The 26357-nt window shown below is 32.4% G+C and carries 18 protein-coding genes and 2 tRNA genes; 13 read left to right on the forward strand and 7 right to left on the reverse strand.

The genetic code is table 11. From position 1 onward, the window contains the following. The first annotated feature begins 2 nt into the window (after positions 1–2). The 6 genes from ACSV4D_RS04190 (at position 3) to ACSV4D_RS04215 (ending at position 5705) form a co-directional block, all read left to right on the forward strand. On the forward strand, positions 3–605 hold the full coding sequence (locus tag ACSV4D_RS04190; RefSeq protein ID WP_408081490.1) for an HPP family protein: 603 nt from the start codon (positions 3–5) through the stop codon (positions 603–605). A gap of 101 nt (positions 606–706) precedes the next feature. Continuing rightward, the gene (locus tag ACSV4D_RS04195; RefSeq protein WP_439227270.1) at positions 707–1246 is read left to right on the forward strand and encodes an IS1096 element passenger TnpR family protein; all 540 of its coding nucleotides are present in this window, start codon (positions 707–709) and stop codon (positions 1244–1246) included. Between the two features lie 138 nt (positions 1247–1384). Then, positions 1385–1744, forward strand: a complete 360-nt coding sequence (locus ACSV4D_RS04200) for a four helix bundle protein (RefSeq protein ID WP_439227271.1) — start codon at positions 1385–1387, stop codon at positions 1742–1744. A gap of 46 nt (positions 1745–1790) precedes the next feature. After that, entirely contained in the window at positions 1791–2849 is a 1059-nt protein-coding gene (locus ACSV4D_RS04205) for a nucleoid-associated protein (RefSeq protein WP_439227272.1), read from the forward strand. Between the two features lie 188 nt (positions 2850–3037). Continuing rightward, on the forward strand, positions 3038–3274 hold the full coding sequence (locus ACSV4D_RS04210; protein WP_439227273.1) for a hypothetical protein: 237 nt from the start codon (positions 3038–3040) through the stop codon (positions 3272–3274). Between the two features lie 70 nt (positions 3275–3344). After that, positions 3345–5705 (forward strand): GAF domain-containing protein, encoded by a 2361-nt coding sequence (locus ACSV4D_RS04215; protein WP_439227274.1) that lies wholly within the window; start codon positions 3345–3347, stop codon positions 5703–5705. Here the strand turns inward: ACSV4D_RS04215 and ACSV4D_RS04220 are convergent. After that, the gene (locus tag ACSV4D_RS04220; protein WP_439227275.1) at positions 5702–6889 is read right to left on the reverse strand and encodes a Pycsar system effector family protein; all 1188 of its coding nucleotides are present in this window, start codon (positions 6887–6889) and stop codon (positions 5702–5704) included. The genes ACSV4D_RS04215 and ACSV4D_RS04220 overlap by 4 nt on opposite strands. Before the next feature lie 25 nt (positions 6890–6914). Here ACSV4D_RS04220 and ACSV4D_RS04225 point away from each other — a divergent pair, with 25 nt between their 5' ends. Next, positions 6915–10643 carry a metallophosphoesterase gene (locus tag ACSV4D_RS04225; protein ID WP_439227276.1) on the forward strand — a complete coding sequence of 1243 codons (3729 nt, stop codon included), beginning with the start codon at positions 6915–6917 and terminating at the stop codon, positions 10641–10643. Here ACSV4D_RS04225 and ACSV4D_RS04230 read toward each other — a convergent pair. After that, positions 10640–11500, reverse strand: a complete 861-nt coding sequence (locus ACSV4D_RS04230) for a hypothetical protein (protein WP_439227277.1) — start codon at positions 11498–11500, stop codon at positions 10640–10642. The genes ACSV4D_RS04225 and ACSV4D_RS04230 overlap by 4 nt on opposite strands. 14 nt (positions 11501–11514) lie before the next feature. Further along, positions 11515–12579: a hypothetical protein gene (locus ACSV4D_RS04235; protein WP_408081482.1), complete on the reverse strand. Its 1065-nt coding sequence runs from the start codon at positions 12577–12579 to the stop codon at positions 11515–11517. A 336-nt stretch (positions 12580–12915) separates the two neighbouring features. On the opposite strand from ACSV4D_RS04235, the gene ACSV4D_RS04240 reads away from it, so the two are divergent. The 4 genes from ACSV4D_RS04240 (at position 12916) to ACSV4D_RS04255 (ending at position 21464) form a co-directional block, all read left to right on the forward strand. Continuing rightward, a complete protein-coding gene (locus ACSV4D_RS04240; protein ID WP_439227278.1) occupies positions 12916–14724 on the forward strand; it encodes a PAS domain-containing sensor histidine kinase in 1809 nt (602 codons plus the stop codon). Beyond that, complete coding sequence (locus ACSV4D_RS04245) at positions 14714–15115, forward strand: response regulator (protein WP_408081480.1); 402 nt, start codon at positions 14714–14716, stop codon at positions 15113–15115. The genes ACSV4D_RS04240 and ACSV4D_RS04245 overlap by 11 nt, the downstream gene beginning before the upstream one ends. 67 nt (positions 15116–15182) lie before the next feature. After that, positions 15183–17021 carry a choice-of-anchor L domain-containing protein gene (locus tag ACSV4D_RS04250; RefSeq protein ID WP_439227279.1) on the forward strand — a complete coding sequence of 613 codons (1839 nt, stop codon included), beginning with the start codon at positions 15183–15185 and terminating at the stop codon, positions 17019–17021. Positions 17022–17051: 30 nt separating this feature from the next. Further along, complete coding sequence (locus ACSV4D_RS04255; RefSeq protein ID WP_439227281.1) at positions 17052–21464, forward strand: T9SS type B sorting domain-containing protein; 4413 nt, start codon at positions 17052–17054, stop codon at positions 21462–21464. A gap of 119 nt (positions 21465–21583) precedes the next feature. On the opposite strand, the gene typA is transcribed toward ACSV4D_RS04255, so the two are convergent. Beyond that, positions 21584–23380 (reverse strand): translational GTPase TypA, encoded by a 1797-nt coding sequence (gene typA / locus ACSV4D_RS04260; protein WP_408081477.1) that lies wholly within the window; start codon positions 23378–23380, stop codon positions 21584–21586. 166 nt (positions 23381–23546) lie between these two features. Here typA and ACSV4D_RS04265 point away from each other — a divergent pair, with 166 nt between their 5' ends. Then, positions 23547–25259, forward strand: a complete 1713-nt coding sequence (locus ACSV4D_RS04265) for a PAS domain-containing sensor histidine kinase (protein WP_439227282.1) — start codon at positions 23547–23549, stop codon at positions 25257–25259. Positions 25260–25266: 7 nt separating this feature from the next. Next, the gene (locus ACSV4D_RS04270; protein ID WP_439227283.1) at positions 25267–25662 is read left to right on the forward strand and encodes a response regulator; all 396 of its coding nucleotides are present in this window, start codon (positions 25267–25269) and stop codon (positions 25660–25662) included. 213 nt (positions 25663–25875) lie between these two features. On the opposite strand, the gene rpsT is transcribed toward ACSV4D_RS04270, so the two are convergent. The 3 genes from rpsT to ACSV4D_RS04285 form a co-directional block, all read right to left on the reverse strand. After that, positions 25876–26127: a 30S ribosomal protein S20 gene (gene rpsT, locus ACSV4D_RS04275; protein WP_073244725.1), complete on the reverse strand. Its 252-nt coding sequence runs from the start codon at positions 26125–26127 to the stop codon at positions 25876–25878. Positions 26128–26167: 40 nt separating this feature from the next. Continuing rightward, positions 26168–26239: transfer RNA gene (locus ACSV4D_RS04280), tRNA-Glu, on the reverse strand. A 44-nt stretch (positions 26240–26283) separates the two neighbouring features. After that, positions 26284–26355: transfer RNA gene (locus ACSV4D_RS04285), tRNA-Glu, on the reverse strand. Positions 26356–26357 lie beyond the last annotated feature (2 nt).

Here is a 26357-nt window from a genome sequence, read left to right on the forward strand (position 1 = left end):
TCATGCCTACTCGCAAAATTAAACGCGGATACCGCAAAACCCGATACATTTTATACAAAGAAACCCTGATAGATTACAAAGAGCAATTTTGGTCTTTTCTGGGCTCTTTCATAGGTATCGGTCTTATCTCTTATTTTCAAAACCTGAGTTTCTCTCATCAGGACGTTATTTATCTTATTGGTTCTTTTGGAGCGTCAAGCGTTTTGGTTTATGGAATTATTGAAAGTCCGTTTTCGCAACCCCGAAATCTTATTGGAGGTCACGTAATTTCGGCTTTCATTGGTGTCTCAGTAAATCTTTTATTTCCGGATGCCATTTATATCGCTGCTCCATTAGCTGTTTCGCTATCCATCGTATTCATGCAGATAACTAAAACATTGCATCCACCCGGAGGTGCAACTGCCTTAATTGCTATTATTGGAACGGATAAAATTAAAGAATTGGGCTATTGGTACGTAGTATCTCCTGTATTAACCGGTGTTTTAATCCTGTTTTTTACTGCTTTGATTTTTAACAACATGACCTCCAGCCGTAAGTATCCTGCTCACAGCACTTACCATAAGCGATACCAGAGAATCATTCAGCGCCTCAGACGAAATAAGTAATTCACAATCAAAACTATCGTGGTTTGTTTATAAAAATTCACAAATCGCATTGGGATTAAAAAGGATTAAATGTACCTTTGATTTTTATAAAAACAACGATTATGGTTTATAAATTTAGAGTAATCTTAGACGCAGAAGAAGATATTTTCAGAGATATCGCGATATTAGATGATGATACTTTAGAAGATTTACACAATGCTATCTTCAATTCCTTTGGGTTTGACGGTATGGAAGTCGCTTCTTTTTACACCTGTGATGAAACCTGGAATCAGGAAGATGAAATTTCGCTTTTTGACACCGGCGATGTTCCCGGCGAACAAAAAATCATGAGTGATTATAAACTTTCGGATATTCTGGATAAAGAAAACACTAAAATCATTTATGTGTATGATTTTATTAATATGTGGACTTTTTTAGTGGAACTTGCCGCAATTGAAGAACAAACAGCAGGAGCTATTTATCCTGAAACATTATTTTCGCACGGAGAAATGCCCGACGAAGCTTTAGAAAAAAACTTCGAAGCAGAAAATGCTGATGATTTTTATGACGAATTTGAAGATGGTCTTGACGAAGATGACATGGATATGTTTGAAGGAGACGACAGTTATGAAGATTATGGCTTTGAAGAAAATTGGAATTAGTTTTTAAAGTCGCTGAGATGCTGAGTCGCTGAGATGCTGAGTTTTTAGTATTGTAAATTATTGAAATATAAGTTTTTAATTAGACAAAAACAATAACTTAGAAGCTCAGAAACTTACAACTTAGAAACTTCAATAAAAATGAGCAACTTTAGAAAACTATTAGTTTGGCAAAAAGCCATGTTGTTAACAACAAAAATTTACACTGAAACAAAAAAATTTCCAAAAGAAGAAGTTTTTGGTTTAACCTCTCAATTAAAAAGAAGTAGTATTTCAATTCCTAGCAATATTGCCGAAGGACTTGGAAGGGATAGCAACAATGAACTCATTAGATTTCTTAATATTGCTGTAGGTTCTTTATTTGAATTACAGACTCAACTAGAGATTGCAAAAAACATCAGCTATTTAAGCGAAGAAAAATTTAACAACTTATATGAGGATAGCCGAGAAGTAGAAAGAATGTTAATTGCATTTCTGAAAAAAATAAAAGGAAGCAACTAAAATCTTAGAAACTTAGAAACTTAGTCTCTTAGAAACTCTAAAAAAAATGATCAACTTATTCAACACGCACATCGAGACGCTTTCTATTCACAGAGTAGGAAACAAAAGCCGAAATGAAGCTATCTTTTTATCTGAGCAACCTTACAGCTTACAAGATGAAATTGTTCCGCTTATAAAAGAATTTTTCTTTAAACCTTTTAGAGAAAAAGAAGAAAATTATTTTCAATTTGCTCACGAAGTTGATTTGGATTATAATGACATGTATAAGTATGCAACTGAAATTTTTGATAATCCCGGCAATTTGCATGAGGTTTCTAAAAATATTACGAAGCATTTATTTGAGCAGTCTAATCATCCGCACATTAAAAACGGAGAAGTTTATGTTACTTATTTAACCAATATCAATATTGATAACAATGTAGTTGATGCTATTGGTGTTTTTAAAAGTGAGCTGCAAAGTGATTTTTTACAATTTGAAGAAAAAGGATCTAATCTGGAAATGATTCTGCAACAAGGAATCAACCTGAATAAATTAGACAAAGGCTGCTTGATTTTTAATCATAAAAAAGAAGAAGGATACAAAATACTTACTATTGACAGCAACCGCTATGATGCCCGTTACTGGTTAGAACATTTCTTATCTGTTGATGCTTTTGAAGATGAAAATTTTATCACAAAAAAATATTTGAAATTCTGTCAAAATTTTGCCAAAGATGTTGTTTTTCCTGCTGAAGACAAAAAAGAAGAAGTCATGTTTATGAACCGCTCTGTGAATTACTTTGCAAAAAATGATCAGTTTGAAGAACAAAACTTTTTAAATGAGGTTTTAGACAATCCTGATTTAATTCCTGAATTTAAAAATTATAAAGTTGACAAAGGGGAAAAATACAGTATTGAGGACGTAACTTCATTCCCAATTGCCAATGCTGCTGTTAGTGATGCCCGAAAATCAATCAAAAACGTCATCAATCTTGATACTAATATCCAGATTAAAATGGATTTTATCAATCCGGAAAGTGCGGAAAAATTTGTAGAAAAAGGCTGGGACGAAGAAAAACAAATGTATTATTACTTAGTTTATTTTAATAAAGAACAAAAATCTTAATTTGTCACAGACCATTCATTATCTCCAATTATTTCAATAGTTGGAGATTTTTTTTACTCAAAAACAAAAGCTAAAAACTTACAAATACATAAAATAAATGCATTTTATCGACTTTTTAAGTAGTTTTACCTATAATTAGATATTTTTATCATCCTAAATAGAAATTAAGCTAATCTACTTATGTATTTATGGAAATAAAAAAAGCTTTTATCAGTAAAAGAATTTTATGCGCCGTATTTGGACACAAAATTATTACTTCAAAAAAGATTACCAGTCATTTAAAGGAATACCAGTGCACCACTTGCAAAATGGAATTAACGAATGATGAAAAAGGCGGTATTACCTTCCTGACTCCTGAACTAAAAGAAATAAATGATGCCTTAGAAACTTTCTGTCAAAAAAAGCTCTCTCTTAAACAACACTAAATAATAGGTTTCTAAAAGCTTTTCAAATAAGTTAATTCACTATTTTTGTATACTAAATAAAACAAAAAAAATGAATCATCTTTTATTTAAAGAGAGTCCTTTTAAAACCATCATTTCTTTTCACAAACTCATTGAGTCCTTAGAAGAAATTGCACTGTCAGACGTTGACTACCGCTCAAATTATGCTAAATCATTACTAAAAGAAATTGATGCTGTTCCGGAGTTAAAAACCGGAATTGAAGATTTTTCAATCATTCAGAATAATAAAAAAATTATTAGAAACCTACTCGCTGATTTATTTCCCACAGCATTAACTAATAATGAAATTAAAGCCGTTACCATTCCGTTTCAGAATATCACTTTTAATTATACCAGACGATTTAAAAAAATAATTAAAAATGCAGGAGAATTTGACCTGACCATACAGGATTTTAATGAAGAGCATTTTTATGTTCTAAGCTGTATTTTAATTTTAAATGAATATTACAATCAAGAATTTGATTATAATAAACCCTTATTTTATGATATTCCGGACGCAAACGGAATCATAAAGCATTACCGAATTCTTTACAATGCTGATTTTATAGAAATTTATCCTTCGGAAAAAGCGCTTCCGTTAAGCCCTGAAGAAATTGATGAACTAATGGATAATTTTGACAATTTGGCTTTATGGAAAGAAAAATTTCCTCCAGAAAGCTGGATTTTAAAAGGATTCGGAATCATCAGCTTATTTGATGCTACTAAAGAAAGTGCTATTTCTAACCTAAAAACGAATCTTTTAAAGCGATACAAGGAACCGAAAGACAACATTACTTCTGAAAGTATTTTTAAATCTTTTTTTAAAATTCCCGACTTAAGAATAGGAATCAGTATTTATAATGAAGAAGAGAACAAGTTTACTAAACTGCCTTTTGAAAAAGCCAATATCGGAAGTTTTATTCTTCAGAATAAAGATGAAATGGAGTGCTGTAGTACCGTTCTGGGATTTTCTCTGGACAAACTGCTGAAGGAAAAAGAAACAATTTCTATTTCAAATGTAACTGCTTTTGGTACAATTCCCGGTAACGAAAATTTTGCAAAACTATTATCAGAGCAAAACATTCAAAGCTGTATTTTTACTCCTGTTGTTAAAGACTCTAAATTATTAGGAATTATAGAACTGGTTTCGGCTACACCACGGCAATTAAACAGTATAAATGCTAATAATTTAAAATTAATTCTGCCTAGTATCATTAACACACTGGAACGCTACAATACTGAGTTACAAAATCAGATAGAAGCCATTATTCAAAGAGAGTATACTGCAATTCATTCCAGCGTTTACTGGAAATTTAAAGCCGAAGCCCAAAAATATTTATATGTCGGGACCTCTAACAAGGAACATACTTTTAAAGAAATTGTTTTTAAAGAAGTATATCCTTTATATGGACAGATAGACATTAAAGGTTCTTCTGAACACCGAAATAATACTGTAAAAGAGGATTTAAAAAATCAGTTATTCAGTATTATTTCAATTTTCGAAAATTCAGCTTTTCTTAACAAACTGCCGCTGTCTGAGCAACGAAAATTTGAATTACATTCTTACGTAAAAGAATTAGAGAAAGAATTAAAAGCGGATACCGAACAACAAATTCAAAATTATATTGAAAAAGAAATTCATCCTATATTGATGAATTCCAGAGTTAGTGACAGCGACCAGGAATTTATAAATGCCTATTTTGAAGATTTAGACCCTAAAACCAAACTTTTTTATCATGCCCGAAAAAAGTTTGATGATGCAATGGGAATGATCAATAAAAAGATGGCAGTAGTTTTAGATTACGAACAAATGGAGGCTCAAAGCATTTTTCCGCATTATTACGAACGTTTTAAGACGGATGGTGTGGAACATAACTTATACATTGGTGCTTCAATTGCTCCTAAACAACCATTTAACACCTTATATTTAAACAACTTGAGATTATGGCAGCTGCAAACTTTGTGCAAAATGGAGTTAGAGCATCACCGCCTGAAAAAAACGTTGCCTTATGAGTTAGATGTAAGTTCGTTAATACTGGTTTTCAGCTCCCCTATTTCTATCAGATTCAGAATGGATGAAAAGCGTTTTGATGTTGACGGAACCTACAATGCACGTTACGAAGTGGTAAAAAAACGCATTGACAAAGCGCATATTAAGGGAACCCGGGAAAGAATAACCCAACAAGAAAAAATCACTATTGTTTATTCGCATCAGTCTGAAGAAACGGAATATTTAAAATACATTAAATTTCTACAATTCAAACAAATACTGGAACCCACAATTGAACAATTTGAAGTGGAACAACTACAAGGCGTTTATGGTCTAAAAGCTATCCGAATAAAAGTGATGAATACCGATGCAAATTTAGACAGTCAATATTCATACAAAGAATTACTGGAAACGTTGCACTAGATTCTGGTTGCATTAAATGCAAGAAAAAAGGCAAAGAATGAAATAATGATTCCTACCATAAAAATATTATAAGTTGTACGTAATAGTTTATATTTTTTTTCCAGAACAATTCCTAAAAAGTATAAATCCTTAATCATGGAATTGTATAAATACTGATTGTCTTTCATCATTTCATTCATCGCCCATTCATACTCGTCCAAAGGCATTTTGTAAAAATTACCAAAAAATAATAAATTGACTTTTCGGTCTTCGATATCTTTTCTGGTAAATGTACCGCTGGTAACTTTTGGGCGGGTAGAAAGTATCGCAAAAATGATAGATACTACGCTAAAAGTAAGCATAATAAAAGTAGGAATTACTAAATGTGCATTACTGGGGCTGTCTAATTTAGGAACAATAGTAGACAATGCGATTGAAATAATAATGGCATTTACAGATAATAAAATATTGGCTTTACTGTCTGCAATCCCACTTAAACGGGTATGATTGCTTAATGTAATTCTAAACAGTGTATCAATCCCACGATCCGGTTTTGCAATTTTATTTTTGTTTTTCTTATCTTTTTTTGGAGTAATTTCTTCGCTGTTTTTTTCCATATTTTCTATTCGTGCACGTATCAAATTTACATTTTTTTCTTTCAATGCTTCCCAATTTTCTTTTGCGTAATCAGTATAATAGCGGTGGCATTGCGTAAGCATATCTAAATTTTCTTTAGCCCATTCTAAATCTGAAACATTTTTACCTCTTACATACTTCCATTCTGTTCTTAAAAGTTCGCATCTGTCGCAATAATTTTTAGTGGTAAAATGATAAAAATCGGCATCTTTTATTATTTTTTCAAGAGTATTTTTAGGCTCATAATGATACAATGTCGCTCTGATAAGAGCACTTACCTGAGCGATATATTCAGGTGTTTTTTGTTTGTTTTTTAAAAATTCAGCAGCAATAACAATACTATTATCCTCATGGTTTTCAAAGCCATACACATAGCCTGTGTCATGAAACCAGGCTGCTATTATAAGGATTTCAATCTCTTCATTATTGCATTTTTCTTTTTCAGAAAGTATTTTTACAGCCTTAACCACATCAAAAGTATGGTTAAAATTATGGTAAATAAATGAATCAGATAGTTTATCTTTGAGTAAATTAGAAACAAAATCTTGTACTTCTTCAATAAAGCCCATAAGTGAATTTTTATACTACTAAATTATGAAATTGTTTTTGGATATGCATTTCTTCAAAATTAAAATATTTTTTTATGCAATCATCGCTTCTTTAATTATTACATCCTGTGCCACACATAAGATACAATTGGGAAGTGATATAAAAGAAAATCCAGGTATAAACGACAAACACCTATCTGAAATTGCACACCGCTTTTTTTTAATTGGTGATGCCGGAAACGCTGATCAGGAAAAAGCTCAGAAAATTCTAAATTCTTTAAATCAGCAATTACAGGAATCTGATAAAAATGCTACATTATTGTTTCTTGGCGATAATATTTATCCAAAAGGAATGCCTGATAAAAAAGATAAAAAAGACTATGCTACCGCAATAGGTAAATTAACTGACCAACTGGATATTTCTAAAAACTTTAAAGGTAAAACTATTTTTATTCCCGGTAATCACGACTGGTATTCCGGTATTAAAGGATTAAAACGTCAGGAAGATATAGTCAACAGCTACCTTGATGAAAAAAAAGCATTCCTTCCGGCAGACGGCTGCCCTATTGATGATAAAAAAATAAACGATCAGCTGTGTCTTATTACTATTGACAGTCAATGGTTTTTAGAAAACTGGGATAAAATACCAACTATAAATGATAATTGCACGATAAAAACGCGTGAAGGTTTTTTTGAAGAGTTAGAAAGTATTTTAAATAAAAATCAGGACAAAACTATAGTAATAGCTATTCATCATCCGTTAATGAGTAATGGAACTCACGGAGGACAGTTTTCTCTTGAAAAACAGCTATTCCCCTTAGAGCAAAAAATCCCTTTGCCTGTTGTGGGTTCGTTTATTAATTTTTTAAGAAAAACATCCGGAATTAGTCCACAGGATTTACAGAACAAACAATATCAGACTTTAGTAAAAAGAGTTAAAACACTTTTACAAAACCAAAATAATGTAATCGTAGTTTCTGGACACGATCATAATTTACAATACATCGAAAATGAAAATATCAAACAGATTATCAGTGGTGCGGGATCAAAATCCGAAGCTGCAAGAGCTGTTTATCCAAATGATTTTTCTTATGGTAAAAATGGATATGCTGTTTTAACAGTTTACAAAAATGGTACATCCGTAGTTACCTATTATGGCATAGAAAACAATCAAACCAAAGTACTTTTTGAAAAAACAGTAAGTAAACCAGAAAACAAGATTACGGAACAATACCCGGAGACTTTTTCAAACCGTACAAAAGCTGCTGTTTATACCGAAAAAATGACCACTAAAAGCGGATTTCATAATTTTCTTTTTGGCAAACATTATCGGGGATATTACAGCCGTTTGATTGACGTTCCTGTGGTGACCTTAGATACTCTCCATGGAGGCTTAATTCCCGTAAGAGCCGGAGGAGGGCATCAGTCAAGATCATTACGTCTTGAAGATGCTAAGGGAAAAGAATATGTAATGCGTGCTTTAAAAAAGAGCGTAAGCCGTTTTTTACAAAGTGTTGCTTTTAAAGATCAATATGTTGAAGAGGAGTTTACCAATACGTTTGCGGAAAACTTTCTATATGATTTTTACACTACCTCTCACCCTTACACTACTCTGGCAGTAGGCAATTTAGCAGATGAAATCGGAGTTTTCCATAGCAATCCTAAACTTGTTTATATTCCGAAACAAAACAGATTAGGTGAATTCAATACCGATTTTGGTGATGAATTATATTTTGTAGAAGAAAGGCCTTCAGACAGTCAAAAAGAACTCAGCAGTTTTGGTAAATCAGAAGCTATAATAGGAACAGATGATTTATTAAAAAACCTGCAAAAGGATGAAAAATATACTGTTGATGAAAACGAATATATCAAAGCAAGGTTGTTTGACATGCTCATTGGTGACTGGGACAGGCATTATGACCAATGGCGCTGGGCTGAGTATAAAGCAGGTGATAAAATAATTTACAAACCTATTCCCCGCGACCGCGATCAGGCATTTTCTAAATATGACGGAACATTGCTATCCCTTTTAATGAATATTCCGGCGCTTCGTCATATGCAAAGTTTTAAAAATGATATTAAAAATGTAAAATGGTTCAACAGAGAACCTTATCCTCTGGATTTAGCTTTATTAAAAGAATCCGGAGAAAAAGAATGGACAGCACAAGCTCAATTTATTCAGGATCACTTAAGTGACGAAAGCATTGATGCGGCTTTTAGGAATTTACCCGAAGAAGTCCGGGATGAAACTATTGCTTCGATTCAAGAAAAATTAAAACACCGAAAAAAACAATTAATTACTTATGCCGGTCAATACAATAAAGTATTACAAAAAACGGCTCTTATCGTGGGAACAAACAAAGAAGATGAATTCCTGATCCATTCTCCTTCTAAAAATGAAGTTGAAATAACTGTAAACCGAATTAAAAAAGATGGAAGAGAACTGGTTTTCCAAAAAACATTTAACCGTCATGAAACAAAAAACATCTGGATTTACGGTTTAGATGATGATGATCTTTTTGATTTTCAGGGTTCTCAAAAAACACCCATAAAGATAAAAATGATTGGGGGACAAAATAATGACCAATACACAATAACTAATGGTAAAAACATTCATATCGTTGATTTTAAATCAAAAAAGAACACTTTTGATACTGATTCAAGAACCCGAATTTTACTGACTGATGATTATAAGACAAACTTTTATAATTATGAAAAACCTAAATACAATGCTTTTTCCGGTTTACCCTCAATAGGTTTTAATCCTGATGACGGTGTCAAACTTGGGATTATCGCGAATTACACAGTGAATCACTTTAAACAAAACCCCTATACTTTCAAACATACTTTAAATGCAAATTATTATTTTGCTACTGACGGTTTTGAATTAGGGTATCATTTAGATATTCCAAAACTAATTGGTCAGTGGAATTTTGGTTTTGACAGCCAGTTTACCAGTCCCAATTTTGCCATCAATTATTTTGGTTATGGAAATAATACGGCCAATACAGATGAACTAAATGGAATGGATTACAACCGAGTTCACATTCGAATATTAAAATTTGCACCAAAAATAGAAAAAAAAGGACGCCTTGGAAGTTATATTAATTTTCAGTTTGCTTATGAAAATTTTGATGTCGAAAAAACAGAAAACCGATTTATTGCCATTCCGAATGCTATAAATCCTGAAATTTTTAAACAGCAACAATTTGCAGGAGCAACTGTAGCATATGGATATGAAAATTATGATAATGCTTCACTCCCTTCTATGGGAATGGGATTTATGGTTGCTGCTAACTGGACAATGAATCTTGATAATAACAAACAAAATTTTCCAAAATTAGAATCAAAAATCAATTTCAATCATAAAATTGATCATCAGGGCAATATTGTATTTGCCACATTAGTAAAAGGAAAAGCTATTTTGAACAATAATTTCGAATTTTATCAGGCGGCCGCATTAGGAGGCGATTATGATTTAAGAGGTTTTAGAAACCAACGTTTTATAGGAAATCAGTCTTTTTTTCAAAGTAGTGACATCCGTTTTACTATCGGAAAAATAAAAAACAGCATTATCCCAATGTCTTATGGTCTTTTTGGCGGATATGATTACGGAAGAGTCTGGCTCGACGGAGAAGATTCTAATAAATGGCATCAATCTGCAGGTGGTGGTTTATGGCTCAACGGGATTAATACCGTAACGGCAAGATTAAGCTATTTTAAAAGTGCTGATGATAAAGCCCGAATTGCTTTTGGACTGGGGTTTGGGTTTTAATTGAAACGAAATTCATAAACCTTGCCCCCTATTTTTTTCGTCTTTTCATCGGCTATTAAAAGGGTTTTTGAATCTTTGAAACAAATCGCTTCTTTTTGAGAAAAATGCCCCAAAGGGATTGCCTTTACATTTCCTTCAAAAAAATTGTCGGATTGAAAATTTTCGAAAATCCATATTTGGCTATGACTCAACAAAACCACTTTAGTCCCGTCCGGGCTGATAGCGGCACTGGTTATGGCCGCATTTTGGTAATCACCATCAGCTTTAAATTTTCCTAATAATTGGGCATGGTAAAATCCTGCTTTATTAGGCACCTTGTATAATAAAGTAGTTCCGTCAAAATCTTTACTTCTGTTTTTTGTAAACAAATAAAAATTGTTTTTATATTCAAAAAAAGATTCTACATCATAAAAAAGTGCTGTTTTCTTGGGTGGAAATTTAGTTTGCTCAGGATAAGCAAAAGTTGTTTTATAAGAGGGTAAAGCAGCTGAATTGTTCAAAGAATCCTTAGCAATTTTATAAATCCCCAGATCTTTTCTGTCATTAGCATTGTTACCAAAATCACCTATATATAAATTCTCTTCCTGATCTTTAGTAATATCTTCCCAATCAATATTCTGAGCATCAGTAATTGTTAGTTTTCTCTGAAGTTTTCCTTTATGGTCTACTGCATAAATTTCATTAGCATTCCCGCTGTCTTCCAAAACCCAGCTTAATTGAAAACTATTTGTATAAACAATTCCTGAAATTTCTTTAAGCTGTTTTGGCAAAACATATAATTCTTCAATAACTGAGGAATCTCTTTGACAAAAAGCTACTAAAGACGATAATAAAACAAGGGGTAGAATTTTTTTCATCGTATAAATTAATTTTAAAAACCTGGTTTAAACAAATCAGGATGTTTGAAGTTTCTGGTAACAAATTTAAAAGCAGCACTTAAAACATAGCCCATAGAAGCAGCGTTTTTAAAGTTTAAATCATTTGTATAACGATACAATTCAGTCTTTAATTGTTTGATATGTGCTTCGGGAGCTATTGTATCATTAGCCATGATGCGAAGAATCTTCTGAATACGGGTTTCTGCCGATATAATTCTTTTCGCTAAGGCCGCACGTTCTTCATTTTTATATTGCTCAATCGAGCTGTCCTGTAATTTTTCTTTAATTAATTTAATCATTGGAAAATTCTCCTTAAAAAACTGGGGTCTGTAAATTTTAAAATTTCCTTCATAGCATTGCTGATCAAAATCGATTGCTCTTATTTTATAGACTACCTGATCAAAATCATGAATGGGAACTATAACATAGTTATAAGCACGCATATCGCCTAAAAGCCTAATCATACAGCGTTCATTGAACTTTACAAATTCTTTGGCTATTTGAGATTTTTCTGTTTCAGAACAATTTTTCAACAGTGTTTCCATGAAAACATCTCCCGGAATTCCAATAATATGTTCCTCAATTAAAGTATCCTGATAAACCAGAAAATTGATTTTATCCGGAGATAAAATATGTTCTAATTCTAAGCCGTAAATTCTGGAAGCATCGGCTTTCTTAATATAAAAATGAACATAATTATCATTAAGCACGTTCCGCACTTTGATTCTAAAAGGTTTGGAATTACCAAAAGTGCAATAATCAATGGCATCCACATTTAGAAACTTAATTATATCAGAATTTCCATCGGAATGCAGTAAAGAATAAATTTTCTTTAAATTCAGATCAATTTCATTTCTTTCAAATTCATTATAAAAAACCCTGGCCCATAAAGTATCCTGATCAAAATTATCATACACATTTACTGAACCTGAAAACCGAAGCAAATCATCATAAGAAATGGGCACCTTAGAAACCCTGTCAAATCGTTCTAAATAATCAAAAAGAAAATGATTTATGGGATAGCTGGGCTTTTTAAACAATGGAGAAATATCGCTCATTCAATATTATTATTTCTACAAATTTACATTAATTATTTTAAAGCCGGTTGAGAAAAAGCCTTACTTCGTCTACAGCTAAAAAAATATTAAAAAGGCTTAAATACTGGTTCCCAGACTATAAAAATAAAACCGCTTATCAGACTAAAAAAGCTATTGAAGAAAAAGCTGCTGTTCATCGATTTTATTTGTGAGTTGAGACATTGTTAAGTACTTTTATTTTTTCAATGCTTTTTAATGAGAAAACTGAGATTAAAAACACCCCCTTTTTATTTCATAAAAACCAAACATCTTTCTAAAATATAAGCTCAACTTGTGTCTTATTAGAACTATTTTACTATGAATAAACAGGTGATTTATAATCAAACAGAAGAAACTTTAAATATTGGTCTCTGGGATCTTAACTTACAGGATAACACTGCTTTTTGGGATGCGAAAACCAAATCTCTTTTTGAAGTTTCAGATGATTTTATTCCTGATTATAAAAATACTTTTTCATTTTTTACCCGAAAAAACCTAATTGAGTTTAAAAAATTATTAAAGAAAACCATTGAAAACAAAATTCCGAGTCATGGAAAGTTCCAGATAATTACCGCTAAAAAAAACATTAAATACTTGGAATGTATTTGTCAGCTGGATACGATAGGTACACATTATAGTCGTATTTATGGTACTTTCAGAGATGTTACCATTGAAGAAGAAAGAATTTCTCAATTAGAATCGGCAGCAGAGAAATATGCTTCCGTTTTTAGCAGTGCAAACGATGCTATCGTAATCATTGATACCGAAACCGGAAACATTACGGATTGTAATAATCGTACTTTTGAACTTACCGGTTATAAAGACACCGAAATAATTGGTGTTCATAATTCATTCTTTTTTCCTGAAGACAACAGAGAAGAAATTCAATTTTATCTGAAAGAAAAAATCAGGCAAAATACCTATTTCATCAAAGAAACTTACATAAAAAACAAGAATGGTTCTACAATTGCTGTTCAGGCTGCCTCAGGAAAAAAGTTTGTAATCGGTAACAGAACGTATCTGGTTTGTTTTTTTAGAAATATAACCCGAAAAAAAGAAGTTGAAGAAAATCTGAATTTGTTATCACTTGTAGCTTCTGAAACTACCGATATCATAATTATAACGAATGCCGAAGGAAAAGCTATCTGGGCAAATCAGGCTTACATGAAACTAACGCATTCCACACTGGAAGAAATCATAGGCCACGAACCGAACTACCTATCTGTTGAGCCCGGTACTAATTTAGAAACGGTAAATAAAATTACAGAAGCAATAAAAAACAAAGAAGAGATTAAAGTTGTTTTTCAAAATTGTAATAAACGAAAACAAAAATACTGGTTAGAACTGAATATAACTCCGGTATTTGACAACGATGGAAATTGCAATAAATTTATTGCTATAGGAAGAGATGTTACAGCTGCCAAAGAAAAAGAAAGTGAACTGAACAACATTCTGGAAGTTACCAGTCAGCAAAACAATAAACTTCTGAATTTTGCTCATATCGTTTCTCATAATATCAGGTCTCATACCAGCAATCTGTTAATGGTTTTAGAAGTCATTGAAAGTACGGAAGATGTTCTTGAAAAGATAGCGTTAATCGATATGTTTAAAGAGGCAACCGAAAAATTATCTGATACAATTGAAAATCTGAATGAGATGATTACCATTAAAAAAAATGTTCACATTATAAAAACGGTAATTAATGTAAAAACAGAGCTCGAAAAACTGGCAGAACCTTTTAAAAATAAAATTACGCTTTCCCATGATATCCCTAATGACCTGACTTTAAATATCATTCCGGCATATCTGGATAATATTATCCAAAGTCTTTTAAGTAACGCAGTAAAATATCAGTCTCCCGATCGGGAACCTCAACTGAATATCAGTTATGAGAACAAAGACGGATTTCATATTATCAATTTCAAGGATAATGGTTTAGGTATTGATCTTAAAAAAAATAAACAAAAATTATTTGGCATGTATAAAACTTTTCACGGAAATGAAGATGCAAAAGGAATTGATTTATTTATTGTAAAAAACCAAATTGAAGTTATGAAGGGTAAAATTGAAGTTGAGAGCCAAAAAGGCATGGGCAGTACATTTAAATTATATTTCAATGAAAAATAAAACGACTTACCTTATAGACGACGACAAATTATCCATCAAGCTAATGAGTATGCTCATTTCAAAAAACAATTTTTGCGAAGAGATAGTTTCGTTTCATAATCCTCAGACTGCTTTAGACGAACTTAAAACTAATGCTTCTGACTCGTCTAAATTGCCGGATGTTATTTTACTGGATTTAAACATGCCCGTGCTTGATGGGTGGCAATTTTTAGATGAATTTCAGTTAATTACTTTTGCAAAAAAAATAATAGTTTTTATTGTATCTTCTTCTATAGACCCTTCTGATTTAGAAAAGACAAAAAATTATCCAATTATTAAAAATTATATCATAAAGCCACTGACTTCAGAAAAAATAAAGAGAACCTCTCTTTTAATTGAAAATGAAATTTAATTTTTTTTATAGTATAGGTAAATACAAATAACTAAAAAATAACGATTTATAGTAACTTTGTAAGACTATGAAAAGTCTGTTACTTATTTTAATTTTATTTGTATTACTTCCTGCTTTGACCACGATAAAAGCACAAGTGATTAGCGTAGATGATACAAAAACTGCAAATGAACTGGTATCACTCTTAACCAATAATAGTTCGTGCCTACAAGTAATAAATGAAAGTGTTTCCGGAGATTCATTTACTTCAGGAAAAAACAGTTATGGTATTTTTAACAATACCAATCCAAATTTCCCTTTTCAATCCGGAATAGTTTTAAGTACCTGGAGCAGCACGCAATCTGTGGGACCATTTGTTAGAAATTTAGGTGGCGGAAACAATGCCTGGCTGGGCGATTCTGATTTAAATCAGTCGTTAAATATCAATTCTATTAATGCAACAGTTCTTGAATTTGATTTTATTGCGTTAACAAATAAAATAAGTTTTAATTATTTTTTTGCATCCAATGAATATCAGGATGATTTCCCCTGTAACTATTCTGACGGATTTACTTTTCTAATAAAAGAAAAAGGAAGCGTAACAGCTTATCAAAATTTAGCGGTACTTCCAAATACTTCGGTAGCAGTTTCATCACAAAACATTCACCCCGCTATTCGTTTTAATGACAATGGAGTACTTAAAACCTGTAATGCAGTCAACGAAACCTATTTTGAACAATACAATAACAACAGTAGTCCAATTAATTATGCCGGACAAACAAAAGTTTTAAATGCACAAGCTATTGTAACTCCCGGAACCACTTATCATATAAAACTGGTAATAGGTGATGATGCTGTTAACTACTATGATTCGGCAATTTTTATTGAAGCCGCCAGTTTTAACTCGGCAATAGATTTAGGAACTGATAAATTACTCGCTACTAACAATGCTGTTTGCTTTGGCGAAGACTATATAATTGATACACAATTATCCAATAGTTATACTTATAAATGGTATAAAAATGATGTTTTATTACCTTTAGAAACAGGTCCTTCTTACACGGTTAAAAATCCCGGAATTTATAAAGTCGAAGTAACTCTGAGTCCTTCGGATTGCAGTGTTTCAAACGAAATTAAGATAGAATATACTCCGGAAATTATTCTGAATAACGCTACCTTAATTCAATGTGATATTGATGAAGACGGAAAATCTTTATTTGATTTAACGCAGGCTGATACTGAAATAAAAAACAGCAATTCCGGTTTGAGTACGCTGATTTATTATGAAAATTTAGCTGATGCTCAGGCAAATATTAATCCCATTTTAAACAGCACGGGATACATTAATCAATCCAATCCGCAAACGCTCATTGCTAAAACCATAAACAGTTATGGCTGTTTTAATTATGGTTTATTGACACTGGAAATTTCTAATGAGAGCATCCCGGATAGAGTAGCAACCATAACAGCTGTAACAACAAATGATTTTGCAGGAAACGAAAATACTGTAGAAATTGAATATACAGGCGTCAGTGAATATGAATTTTCTATAGACGGTATTCATTATCAGGACAATCCTCGATTTTTAAATATTACTGCCGGAAATTATTTTGCTTATGTCCGTGAAAAAAATGGCTGCGGAATATCAAATCCGTTTTCTTTTACTATCTTAGATTATTCCCGTTATTTTACACCTAATGGTGATGGATTTAACGACACCTGGACCATTAAAAATTTAAATTTATTAGCCCCAGCTACAATAACTATTTTTGACCGTTTTGGCAAATTATTAAAACAATTCAATTCCACAAATTTACACTGGAACGGAACGCTTAATGGTCATTTACTACCTGCAGATGATTACTGGTTCAATCTTGTTTTTGAAGATGGTAAGAATATAAAAGGCCATTTTTCATTAAAAAGATAAATAATCGTTAAGATTTTATACATTTATCAAATGAGAAAGTTAATTGTTGTGATTTTCCTCTTAATGGGAATAAACTGTTGGGCACAGTTTAGTAAAACACATTATATCCCGCCATTAACCAGCCAGTCTGAAAATTTAGAGGCTGAGGATCATTATTTATATATTTCCACGCCAAGTACTAAAAATGTGGCACTGAAAATTATTAGCATTGGCGGACCAATCATTAATGCCAGTGTAAGCAATACGAATCCTTTTGTGTATCAAATAGGAAGAGGAGACAATACACAGTTATTAACTCCAAAAACAGCAATCGGGAAATTAAATAATAAAGGATACATTATTGAAGCCGACGATTTAATATATGTTAGCCTAAGAATAAATGCCTCATTAAATAATAACGGAGGATATAATCATGGTGGAGGATTAGTCTCAAAAGGAAATAGCGCCTTGGGAACAACATTCAGACTTGGGGGCATGCTCAATCCTTTAAGTGATCCTACACTGCTCAATTTTGCATCAATTCTTGCAACCGAAAACAACACAACAGTAACTGTTTCTAATATTCCCCCGGGAACCCAGCTATTAGATGGCAGTGTTATAAATGGTTCTATTGTTGTAAATTTAAATAAAAACGAAAGTTATGTAATTGCCTTAGAAAACAATCTAAATTTTCAAACCACTCCTTCAAACAGTGCTAAACTTATAGGTGCATTAGTCCAGTCCGATAAACCGATAGCTGTCAATGCGGGCTCTTTTGGAGGAAGCAATAGTACCGAAATAAGGAACAATAATCCTTCCGGAAGGGATATTGGTTTTGACCAGATTGTTCCTTTCGAAAAAACAGGAAAAGAGTACATTTTTGTAAAAGGGGAAGGCGGAGACGAAATAGAACGTGTGTTATTGGTGGCTCACAATCCACAAACCGAAATTTATCTCAACGGTAATACTTCACCTAATTATATTCTTCAGCCTGGAGAATATGTTGCCATTGATGGTTTTCAGTTTGTCAATAATAACCTGTACGTAAGAACAACCGAAAACGTATTTGCTTACCAGTCCATTGGAGGTTTAAAACCTACACTTCCTCCATTCGATGATAATAACGTAAGAAACAATCCGAATGCCAACCAAAATATGTTTTTTGTTCCACCGTTAAATTGTGCAACTCCAAATATTGTGGACAATATTCCGCAAATTCAGTTTATAGGAGATACATTTTATACCGGAAAACTAAATATTATAACCGAAAAAGGAGCTTCTGTACTGATAAATAACGCTCCTGTTAATGCAACTCCTGTCGCCATTACCGGCAACCCTGACTATGAACGTTATACCATAAATGATCTTACAGGGAATATTAGTGTAAAATCTTCAAAACAAGTGTATGTCTCATATTTTGGCACAAATGACGCAGCTACTTATGGCGGTTACTATTCCGGATTTGACACAAAACCCGAAATTACTTCTGACAAAATCAATATAGGAATATCTTCCTGTATTCCTAATCTGGTATTAAAAGTAAACTCAATTTTAAATTACGATACTTTTCAATGGTATTTTAATAATGCCGCGATCCCTAATGCTACTGAAAGTTCGTATGCTCCTGCCCAACCCGGATTTTATTATGTACAGGGAAGTATTTCCGGTTGTGGAACAACAATTGTATCTGATATTATTCCGGTTAGCAACTGTCCCGGTGATATTGATAATGATACTGTGAATGATAATATAGATCTTGATAATGATAATGACGGCATTAGCAATTGTACCGAATCTTATGGAAATCAAAACATTAATATTTCGAATTTAAATTTGGGAAATATCGATGTTGGGGATTATTCCAATTCATTTACAGCTAACATAACTAGTTCAACAATTTCGAGTCCAACTCCTTTTACAGGAAATTCCGATGGAAGTTTTATTTCTGAAATCCCCGCGGGAAAAGGGAATTTCACCAAATATACACTGACATTCAATAAACCTCTAAGTATCGGAATGGAGTATGTAACCGCGGCTAACCCCTCTGATTTATTAAATCTAAATGCACAATATACCATTTCTACTGATGTTGATAAAACTATTACAGTTCTTAACCCGAATAATGAACTCTTAATAGATACCAATTATGATGGAATTTATGAAAGTGGTGTGACTGAATATTCTTCTTTTGAAATTCGTTTTCAATTAAATGGAATTATTCCTTTAGCGGCAGGCTCAGCGAATTTTAAATTTTTAACTTATTTAATAAATACTATAAGTTTTACCCATACAAATTTATCCGATACAGAATTAAACAAAAGTACTTTACAGTTTTTTGCTGTTTGCGTACCCAAAGATTCAGATGGTGATGACATAGCAGACCAATTAGATACCGACAGCGATAATGATGGAATTCCTGATTTAACAGAAAGTCAGGAAAATAATTTTGTATTAATCACTACAGATACAAATCATAATGGAATATATGATGTATTTGAATCCAAAGTTATTGTAGACACTGACAATGATGGAATTCCTGATTATCTTGATTTAGATAGTGACAACGATGGAATTCTGGATGAAGTTGAAACAGGAAGCAATAACACTGATACTGATAATGACGGAATAAAAAACTACAGAGATCAGGATAGTGACAACGATGTATGTTATGATGTTACCGAAGCAGGTTTTACAGATTCAAATGGCAATGGAATGCTAGGAGGAAATACTCCGCTTTCAGTAAATATAAATGGGCTGGTTACAAGTGAAACTGCTTATACTACTCCGCACTCCAATTATATAACAGCGGCTCCAATTGTAATTACTGCACAACCTACCGCAATTCCTGCCTGCATCAATCAAAATACTTTTATTACACTGACAGATAATGGTGGTATGAGCTATCAATGGCAAATTTCTATTGATGGAATAAACTGGAATAACCTAACAAATGACATCACTTATCATGGAGTAGCTACAAATAAACTGAATATTACTTCAGTTAGCCAAACTATGAATGGTTACAAATACCGAGTACAATTGACCAAAACAGGGAACTCATGTGGTTTAATTTCCAATGAAACACAATTAACCGTTTACAATTTACCCGTTCTAAACAATACTGTTATTACGCAATGCGATGACGATTCTGACGGCAGAACCACTTTTAATTTAACAGTTAAAAACAATGAAATTTCAGCTAATAATGCTAATGAAAATTTTAGCTACTTTAACAATTCAGCTGCAGCAAATGCGAATGATTTAAGCCAGAAAATTGCAAATCCTCAGGCTTATGTTGCCAGTAACGGAACAACTGTGTGGACACGAGTTGAAAACACCAACAGCTGTTTTTCGGTAGCACAAATTGATTTAGCCGTTTCAACAACACAAATTCCGGCTAATTTTAATCTTTTATTCGAAAATTGCGATGATTATATTGATGCCGCTAATGATGATTATGATGGAATTTCATTGTTTAATTTTAGCAGTGCAGAGAATAGTATTTTAGCACTTCTTCCACCACCGGTGAGCTCCTATTCCATAAAATATTATGAAACAGAAGCGGATGCATTATCGGAAATAAATGCCATCAGTAACACAACAGCGTATCGAAATATACTTTCTCCACACGAACAAAAAATATGGGTGAGAGTAGACAATAATTCAGACAACAGTTGTTTTGGTATTGGTACGCATATTACTTTAAAAGTAAATCCGAAACCTGATATTGACATTAATGCAAATCATGAGTCTGATGTATATGTTTGCAATAACCTCCCTGACTTTTATGTAAATCTGGATGCAGGAATATCAGATGGCAATGCAACAACTAATTACACTTATATTTGGTCTAAAAACAATCAGATTTTAAACAGCGAGACAAATGCAACTTTACAAGTAAATACAGCCGGTGAGTACAGTGTAAAAGTTACTTCCGCTTCAGGCTGTAGCAGAACCAGAACGATAACTGTAACAGCTTCTGAAATAGCACAAATCAACAACATCGAAGTGAGTGAATTAAGCAATAATAATACTATTTTAGTTTTAACTGAAGGTATTGGGAATTATGAATACAGCTTAGATGACAGCAATGGGTTTTATCAGGACGCTGCACTTTTTGAAAATATTCCCGCAGGAATACATGAAGTATTTATAAGAGATAAAAATGGTTGCGGAATAAGGAATCAGTCAGTTGCTGTTTTAGGTGCCCCAAAATATTTTACTCCAAACAATGACGGTTATAATGATTATTGGAATATCGAAGGAATCAATTTTGAATTGAATTCAAAAACAATTATCCGAATTTTTGACCGCTACGGCAAATTCTTAAAAGATATAACCCCTCAAAGTCAGGGATGGGATGGTACTTTTAACGGAAACCCATTACCTTCAGATGATTATTGGTATACTGCCAAACTGGAAAATGGAAAAGAAATAAAAGGGCATTTTAGCTTAAAAAGATAACTTTTTAGAAAATTCCAATATTCTAAAATCCACATTCCCATCACTATTAAAATTTAGAACAAAAAAATCCCAAATTCCTATTAGAATTTGGGATTTTAAAATATTGGAATTTTATAGAATTAGATTTTATATCTTTTTCTGTCTGTTTCAGATAAATAAATCTTTCTTAAACGTAAAGATTTAGGAGTAACTTCAACATATTCATCTTTTTGAATGTACTCTAATGCCTCTTCAAGTGAGAATTTGACAGCAGGAATAATTCTTGCTTTATCATCAGCTCCTGAAGAACGAACGTTAGATAATTTTTTAGTTTTAGTTACATTCACAGTCATATCATCGCTACGGGTATTCTCACCAATAACCTGACCTTCATAAATATCTTCGTTAGGATCAACAAAGAATTTACCTCTGTCCTGTAGTTTATCAATAGAATAAGGAATTGCTTTTCCATTTTCCATAGAAATTAACGAACCATTGTTACGTCCAGGAATTTCACCTTTATAAGGCTCATATCCAATGAAACGGTGTGACATAATAGCCTCACCAGCAGTAGCAGTAAGCAGTTGGTTTCTTAAACCGATAATTCCACGGGACGGAATATTAAATTTAACTACCATACGCTCTCCTTTACCTTCCATAGAAAGCATTTCACCTTTTCTGATAGAAACGAACTCTACTGCTCTACCAGAAAGATTTTCCGGTAAATCGATAGTTAATTCTTCAATTGGCTCACATTTCACACCATCAATTTCCTTAATAATAACTTGTGGCTGACCAATTTGTAATTCATAACCTTCTCTTCTCATAGTCTCAATAAGAACAGATAAGTGTAATACACCGCGACCAAAAACCATAAATTTATCCGCAGAATCAGTCTCACCAACTTTCATTGCTAAGTTTTTCTCTAATTCTTTTGTTAATCTCTCTCTGATATGTCTTGAAGTAACAAATTTACCTTCTTTACCAAAGAAAGGGGAATCATTAATGGTAAATAACATACTCATTGTTGGCTCATCGATAGCGATAGTTTGCAAAGCTTCCGGATTTTCAAAATCAGCAATAGTATCACCAATTTCAAAACCTTCTACACCCACAATTGCACAAATATCTCCTGCAATAACTTCAGCTACTTTTTTACGTCCAAGACCTTCAAAAGTGTGTAATTCTTTAATTCTGGATTTAATTACTTTACCATCTCTTTTTACTAAAGAAATTGGCATACCTTCTTTTAAAACACCTCTTTCTAAACGACCAATTGCAATACGACCAGTAAATGAAGAGAAATCCAAAGAAGTAATTAACATTTGTGGTGTTCCTTCAGAAACCTTAGGAGCAGGGACATTAGCAATAACCATGTCTAACAAAGGTTCTATGTTTTCTGTTTGCTTTTTCCAGTCATCAGACATCCAGTTGTTTTTAGCAGAACCGTAAACTGTTGGGAAGTCTAATTGTTCTTCAGTGGCTCCCAGTTCAAACATTAAGTCAAAAACTTTTTCATGAACTTCTTCAGGAGTACAGTTTTCTTTGTCTACTTTATTGATAACAACACATGGCTTTAACCCTAAATCAATCGCTTTTTGTAAAACGAAACGGGTTTGAGGCATTGGTCCTTCAAATGCATCTACAAGTAAACATACACCATCGGCCATGTTCAATACACGTTCTACTTCACCTCCAAAATCAGCGTGACCAGGAGTGTCGATAATATTGATTTTTGTTCCTTTATATTGAACAGATACGTTTTTTGAAGTAATAGTAATACCTCTCTCACGTTCTAAATCGTTGTTATCAAGAATTAAATCACCTGTGTTTTCGTTGTCACGAAATAATTGACAGTGATACATAATTTTATCAACCAAAGTGGTTTTACCGTGATCGACGTGGGCAATAATTGCAATGTTTCTAATAGATTCCATCTGTGATTTTTAATGGCTGCAAAGGTACACTTTATTTTGATATAAAAAATATTTCTCAAATACTTTACAATTAATAAACGTTTAACACATATACTAATCATTCTCTAACAAAAATAAGTTATCTGAGATATTTTGCTATTAACAATTATTAATTATATTTGATTCGATGAAAAGCAAAACCAATCAAATAACGATAACATACGTAATTATTGCCGTTGTTTTGGCTACTTTTCTATATAAGACAACTTCTTTATTTTTTTCACCCGAAAACTACCTTATTTTCAATCTTTTAAAAGATTTGATTTTAATTTTTGTAACAGCCTTTGTTTTCAGATATATTCTGTCTAAAAACGAAAATAGAAACAAAAACATTTTTGAACGATTAGAAAACACTAACAGCAAGATCAGAGAATCTAATCAAAAATACGATATTGTAGCTAAAGCAACGAGCGATACCATTTGGGACTGGAAAATCCCGGAAGACAAACTCAGCTGGAGCAAAGGAATTAAAACTGTTTTTGGATACGAAGAGAACGAAGTAGGAGATAATTCCAGTTGGTGGTTTGGTAACATCCATCCTGAAGACAGCATCAAAATGTCAATTAAGCTGTATTCTTTTCTCGAACAAAAAACCGAAAAATGGCAGGATGAATACCGCTTTAAATGTGCTGACAACACCTATAAGTATGTTTTAGACAGAGGTTTTCTTCTGAAAGATGAAAACGGTAAAGCTATCCGGATGATTGGTGCCCTTCAGGACATAACCAAACAAAAAAAAGAAGAACTCCGCTTAAAACTACTTGAAACAGTAATCTTACAAACCAAAGAATCTATTGTTATCACCGAAGCTACTTTTAATAAAAACCTTTTACCTAAAATTATTTATGTAAACCCTGCTTTTACCAACATGACAGGTTATAAGCCTGAAGAAATAATAAATAATTCCCTTGGTTTACTCAGAGGCAAAAATACAGATATAGGCGTCTTAAAAAGGATTTCTCAAATTATTAAAAATAAAGAAGAAGGCATACTGGAAATAAAATGCTACAAAAAAGACAAAACCGAGTTTTGGCTACGTTTTACCTTAATTCCAATCTACAACGCTGAAAATGAAATATCCAACTGGGTCTCCATACAAAGAGACGTTACAGAAGAAAAAAATCAGGAAAAAGAAAAAGAACAACTTATTAAGGAATTAACTCAGAATAACAAAGATTTAAAACAATTCTCTTATATCACTTCTCACAATCTACGAGCTCCTATGTCTAATCTGACCGGACTATTAAATCTCATCGAAGACATTAACATCGAAGACTCTGAACTTAAAGAAATCATTGAAGGTTTTAACAAATCCACTCATTTATTAAATGAAACTATAGAAGATCTAACCAAAGTAATGATTATCAAAGACAATACTGTTGTTCAAAAAGAAAGTATTTCATTAAAAGAAGTTTTTGAAAATGTTTTTAATCAGGTAACAACTCAAATAGAAATACACAAACCAATCTTAAAACTTGATTTGGAAAAAGTAAGCATTATAAACACTAATAAAGCTTACCTTGAAAGTATTCTATTAAATCTTTTAACAAATTCTTTAAAATACAAATCCAATGACCGTATTTTAAAAATAACAATAACTGCCCGTCAGACTGATGACAACACCGTAGAACTTAACTTTAAAGACAATGGGATTGGGATTGATCTTGTAAAAAACAAAGACAAAATTTTTGGTCTTTATCAAAGATTTCATGACTATCCTGACAGTAAAGGATTAGGACTTTATTTAGTCAAATCACAAGTAGAAGCCATGAAAGGCACAATTAGCATCACGAGTGAGGTAGATAAAGGAACCACAATCACATTAACATTTAAAAACTAAAACACCCATGTTAGATTTAATTTTATGCGTCGATGACGATCCGATAACACTTATGTTATGTAAAAAAGTCATAGCAAAAGCTTCTTTTTCTAACACCATAATCACTGCAAAAAACGGAGAAGAAGCATTAGAATATTTCAATTCTGTTCTAAAAAAAGAAGAGACAAAACTCCCAGATTTAATTTTCTTAGACCTCAATATGCCGGTAATGGATGGCTGGGAATTCCTTGACAGTTTCAGCACCGATAAATACTCAGAAGTAAATTCCACTAAAGTAATTATTTTATCTTCAACAATAGATCCTGAAGACCTAGAGAAATCAAAAAAATACCCTATGGTGATTGACTTCTTATCAAAGCCCATCACAACGGACATGTTAACTTATTTAAGTTCTAAACTGTAATACACAATCTGATATTCTCTTTTTTAACCCCAAAAGACATCATACAATTACATATTTAAGCGTACAACTTTTTTTCTATTCAGATTATCTACCCCTTTTGGTTAATCCCCAACTTTTGAACCTGGTCCCATTAGATTTCAAAAATCTTTTTTATAAACAAAAAACCCTTTCTAAAAGAAAGGGTTCATGAATATTTTTCAAAATTGTATTTTATTACAACTTATTTACAAATTTAGTTAACTTAGATTTTAAGTTAGAAGCTTTATTATCATGAATAATATTCTTTTTAGCTAACTTATCAATCATAGAAATAACATTAGACAATTTAGAAGTAGCATCAGATTTATCAGTAGCTATTCTCAATGCTTTAATAGCATTACGAGTAGTTTTGTGTTGATATCTGTTTAACACTCTTTTCTTTTCGTTACTTCTGATTCTTTTTAGAGCTGACTTATGATTTGCCATTGTATTTTATCTTTTATCTTTTTTACTATATCTTTTCTTGTAGTCCGTAAGGGAATCGAACCCCTGTTACCAAGACGAAATCTTGGCGTCCTAACCCCTAGACGAACGGACCAATATTCCTCTAAGTAAGTTGCAATCTGTTTTAAGATTAACTTGTAGTCCGTGGGGGAATCGAACCCCCCTTACCAGGATGAAAACCTGGCGTCCTAACCGATAGACGAACGGACCAT

The sequence above is a fragment of the Flavobacterium sp. ARAG 55.4 genome, from assembly GCF_051846875.1.
GTDB classification, from domain to species: domain Bacteria; phylum Bacteroidota; class Bacteroidia; order Flavobacteriales; family Flavobacteriaceae; genus Flavobacterium; species Flavobacterium plantiphilum.